This is a genomic window from Bacteroides sp. (assembly GCF_028690125.1).
In the GTDB taxonomy this organism is placed as follows: Bacteria; Bacteroidota; Bacteroidia; order Bacteroidales; family Bacteroidaceae; genus Bacteroides.
Genome location: NZ_JAQVBV010000103.1, coordinates 1 through 4,817 on the forward strand (window position 1 = coordinate 1; position 4,817 = coordinate 4,817).

The 4,817-nt window shown below is 41.4% G+C and carries 5 protein-coding genes; all 5 read left to right on the forward strand.

Annotated elements, in window-relative coordinates; all coding sequences use genetic code 11:
• Nucleotides 1-88 precede the first annotated feature (88 nt).
• Nucleotides 89-412 (forward strand): hypothetical protein, encoded by a 324-nt coding sequence (locus PHO71_RS25255; RefSeq protein ID WP_300208950.1) that lies wholly within the window; start codon nt 89-91, stop codon nt 410-412.
• On the forward strand, nt 405-2,090 hold the full coding sequence (locus tag PHO71_RS25260; RefSeq protein ID WP_300208951.1) for a terminase TerL endonuclease subunit: 1,686 nt from the start codon (nt 405-407) through the stop codon (nt 2,088-2,090). The genes PHO71_RS25255 and PHO71_RS25260 overlap by 8 nt, the downstream gene beginning before the upstream one ends.
• A 23-nt stretch (nt 2,091-2,113) precedes the next feature.
• Entirely contained in the window at nt 2,114-3,394 is a 1,281-nt protein-coding gene (locus PHO71_RS25265) for a phage portal protein (RefSeq protein ID WP_300208952.1), read from the forward strand.
• A complete protein-coding gene (locus PHO71_RS25270) occupies nt 3,384-3,989 on the forward strand; it encodes an HK97 family phage prohead protease (protein WP_300208953.1) in 606 nt (201 codons plus the stop codon). Before PHO71_RS25265 ends, PHO71_RS25270 begins: the two co-directional genes overlap by 11 nt.
• A 5-nt stretch (nt 3,990-3,994) precedes the next feature.
• The coding region (locus PHO71_RS25275) for a phage major capsid protein (RefSeq protein ID WP_300208954.1) at nt 3,995-4,817 on the forward strand (823 nt) is incomplete at its 3' end.

Sequence of the window (4,817 nt, forward strand, 5' to 3'; positions counted from 1 at the left end):
GACTGGAGGTGGGCGCATTTAGAATATACAGTCTGTTTTTGAGTTTTTGGTTTTGAAACTCTGTAAATGAAAAAAGGTAGGTGAGAAAATGGGAAAGTCTGAGTTGTCTAAAGAAATCGCCCGGATAAAAGGTGAATTTGTTGGGGCGGATGAAAGTAAATTAAGGGTTCTGGAGGGATTGATAGAACAAGCGGCGTTTGAACGTTTATATTTGAAACAATTAAACGCTCATGCCGTATCAACTGGATTAGTTGAATTCCATCCAGAGAACGCAAAAATACAAAGGACCTTACCGGTATCTGCTGAGATAGCCCGGCATTCTGCCGCTTTAACAAATATTATGGATAAATTAATCAAACATCTATCCCCAAGTATTATGGAAGGGGACGAAGGACTGGAAGAATATGAATAGTTATTTGTTGGAGTATTATGAAAAATGCAAATCGGGCGAGATTTTAGTCGGGAAAGAATTAATGATCCAGCTGGATATGCTCATAGAAGATATGAATAATCCACTTTATTATTTCGAACCGGTAGAAGATGCCCATAAACGAATTCGATTCGTTGAGAATGAATGCAAGCATAGTATCTCTCCATTCGCTGGGAAACCATTTCTCTTGGAATTACATCAAAAAGCTTTCAGAGAAGCCATTTATGGGTTCTACATGGAGATAGATGGGGAGTGGTTCCGGCGATTTACGGAAGTACTATATATGGTAGGAAGAAAAAATGGTAAGACTACCGAAGTCGCTGGGGATGGCAATGCTGAATTTTTTTGCGGGAATGTCGGGACGAATATTCTTTGCGCCTCTAATGATTATGAGCAGGCTGGTTTGGTTTTTGATGAGATTAACAATATGCGGGAAGAAAGCCCAAAACTTGCTCGGGTTAGCCGGAAGAATATCAAGGGAATATTCATGGGTAACCCGAAGCAAATCAAGAAGAAGGGTAAATTCAGTTACCAAAACAAGGCTAAAATTAAGAAGCTATCCGCGAAAACCGGAGCCAAAGAAGGAAAGAATGTAGATTTTGCTATTGTGGATGAAGTGCATGAGATGAAAGATGATAGTTTAGTCCGTCCTATCAAGCAGTCGATGTCTACCAAGGATGAGCCATTATATATAGAAATAACTACTGAAGGCTTTACAGAGGATGGATACTTAGATAAGCGCCTGGTAGACGCCCGGAAAGTATTAAAGGGGGAATTATATCGACCTAGGTGGTTGATCTGGCTTTACACTCAGGATAATGAGGCGGAGATATGGCATAATCGGGCTAGCTGGGTAAAATCAAATCCAAACTTAGGCGTAGCAAAGAAGTGGGCGTATTTGGATGGTCTGGTTGAAGAAGCAAAAACAGATAGTGCCACCCGGGCGTTTATGCTGGCAAAGGATTTCAATATCAAACAATCCAATGCGCAAGCCTGGCTCCAGCAAGGGGAGATAGTAAATCTCGAAACTTTTGATTTGAAAGAATTTACTGGTGGGTTTTATTTGTCTGGAAATGATTTTGCGGAAACCACAGACCTTTGCTCTTCTACTCTGCTATTCAAAAAACCAAATGACCGGAAAACATATTTACATACTCGATATTGGATACCGGAAAGTAAATTGGAAAAGAGCCCGGATGATGTTGATTATAAGGCATGGGAAAAGGCTGGGTATCTAACTATTGTCCCTGGGAATGCCGTGGAATCTTCCATGATAGCTGATTGGCATTTTAAACTTCTGGAGGAATATGATCTTAAACCATTTAAGTCGGGATACGATAACCGGTTTGCAAAGGATTTTCAAAATCGGTATATAGAAATATTTGGAGATAAAATTGCAGTGAATGTCCCACAAGAAGCTAAAGCTTTAAGTAATCCAATGCGTACATTAGAAGCCGATTTACGAGATAAATTAGTTAATTATCAAAATAATCCGATGTGCTTCTGGTGTTTTTGTAATACAGGCATAAAGCTAGATACTTTGGGGCGGATTATGCCGGCAAAGATGCATGGGACTAAACGTATTGATGGTACAACATCAAAGATAATAGTGTATACTATATTAGAGTGGTATAGGTCTGAGTTTATGGGATTGATTTAGCAATTAAGGGAAGGAGGGTTATTATGGGAATTTTATCTTATTTAAAGAGCGTATTTCCTGGGGATAGCAAAGGAGATATGGATCGGGCTCGTTATCATGCATGGTTAATGAATGCCACTCCTATTTTTTCGAGCTTTGGGCAAGATATCTATCTATCTGATTTTGTGAATAATGCGATAGAGCGGGTGGCTAATGAAATTAGTAAAATTGACCTTAAAAGTATTGTGCAGAGTGAAGATATCCTGCAGATACAAAATGATGATATTACTCGCTTATTTCGTTTCAAACCAAATCCTCTACAGACCACCAGTGATTTTTTTGCAAATATAGAATGGTTGAGAAGAAAAGACCGCAATGTTTTTATTTATCCACAGTATGAAATTATAACTCTTCCAAATGGAAGGCAGTTTAAAAGATTCCTGGCGTTTTACCCGCTCAAAATAGCCGCTGTTTATATTGGGGAGAGTAATGGGCAGGTCTGGGAAATTAAAATGGATTTTGAGGATGGTAGTAGTTATACACTGCCGTATAATGACCTAATTCATCTGCGTTGGCGCCGGGGAACTAATACTACCATAGGGGGTGGGGATGATTACGGGCAGGCGAATGATTACGATGTTATACGGACGATAGATGCTCTTGATAAGACAATCCAGGGATTACCAAAAGGAATAGAAGCCAGCCTACAGATTAAAGGAGTATACCATGCCAAGACTCTAGCGGATTCACAGAAGCTGGGGAAAATTAGAGATGATTTTGAAGATCATATCATTTCTAGTCGCAGTGGGATGATAGCCACAGACCTTGGTGGGGAATTCACTCCGGTGAATATTAAAGCAGTTGATATCCCAGAACCAGCCCTAAAGTTTTTGAAATCTGTTATCCAGGAGCGGTATGGGGTCTCCGCCGCTATATTATCGGGGGATTATTCGGGGGAACAGCATAGCGCATTTTATCAAACCGCCATAGAAGATTTCATCATTCAATTTGAACAGGCCATGACTGCTTGTTGTTTTACTCCTAGAGAACAGGACGTCGGGCATCGGGTTAAATGTTATTATAATAAAGTTCGGTATATGGCAACTGCAGATAAGATGAACCTCGCAAATTTGGCGAAAGAAACTGGGATTATGTCCTTGAATCAAATCAATGAAATGTTCGGGATAGAGCCATTCTCGGGCGGTGACCGTCGGATTCAGAGTTTAAATTATGTAAATATCCAGGATATAGATAGTTACCAAAAAAATAAAGCTGGAGTACAATTAGAAGAGGAGGGGGAAGGAGGCGATAGTAATGACGGTTAAGCCGGAACGCCGGTTAATTGAAATTAGAGCAGTCAGCAATGAAGAGAATAAGATGTTGGTTGAGGGATATGCTATTACATATAACACCCCGGCAACGCATCAGTATGGGAATCGTAAATTTACAGAGACCATCTGGCGGGGGGCATTGGATAAAACTGATATGAAAGATGTCCCTATGCGGTATAATCACAATGACAATGTGATGATTATGGCTCGTACTCGGAATAAATCCTTGAAGCTTATCAAGGATGATATCGGGCTTAAGATTCAAGCAAATCTTTTGGACACTCAGAGCAATCGTGATTTATACAAAGCTATCCAGGAAGGGCTTATTGATAAAATGAGTTTTGCTTTTTCTGTCGCAGATGGGGGAGATTCCTGGACTTTTGGGGAGAATGAGACCATTAGAGATGTTAATAATATTGCTAGATTGTATGATGTGAGCGTGGTGGATACTCCGTTCTATGACAGTACGTCTATATATGCGCGGAGCTTGGAATTGCTGGATGGTGAGGAGAAGCGGCTGGAGGGCTTGCGCAAGGCGGAAGAGTTGGAAGTTATGAAATTGAAAATTAAAATGAAAGGTAAGGTGTAGAAATAATGAAGAAAAAACTATTGGATATGCTGGCAAAGAAAAATGCAAGGAAGCTCGAGATAAATTCTTTGGTAGAGGCTTCCAATGATGTAGAGGAACTGCGCTCCCTGAGCACTGAGCTGGATTCTCTTAATACTGAAATCCGGGGCTTGCAGGATATGATTGATAATCTCCCCGAAGAGCCGGCTCCTCAATCCCAGCGGACCCAAGCAGTGACTGGGGAAATTCCTGGGATGGTAACTGCTTCCGCTACTGGGCAAGAAACTCGTGGAGAAAACCCCGCAATCCCGAAAGATCCTTTTGGAACTATGGAATATCGGAATGCTTTCATGCAATTTTGTAAGACCGGTCGAATCACTGAGGAATTCCGCCAGATGCAACCGGAGTATCGGTTGGATGCCATGACCACTGTTTCGGAGGTCTCGGCTATCATCCCTTCCACCATACTCAAGGAAATTATTAAAGAAGCTAAGGTTTATGGGCAGATCTTTTCCCGGATAAGGATGTTGAATATCAAAGGTGGAGTCACTGTTCCTATCTTGACGCTTAAACCGACTGCAACCAGGATTGGGGAATCCCCCGTGTCGGATAAGAAGAAGGTCACTGTCAACACCAATGTATCTTTCAGCTACTATGGTCTGGAATGTAAAGTTGCTACTTCTCTACTGGCCGAGACTGTTACCCTGGAAGGCTTTGAAGCCCTGGTGACTGATCTGATTGGTGAGGCTATGATTATTGCGGTTGAAAAGGAAATCATTAGTGGTGATGGTAATGGGCAGTGCCTGGGTATTACTCTGGACCCGCGCGTTCCCGCCGGGAATAAAGTAA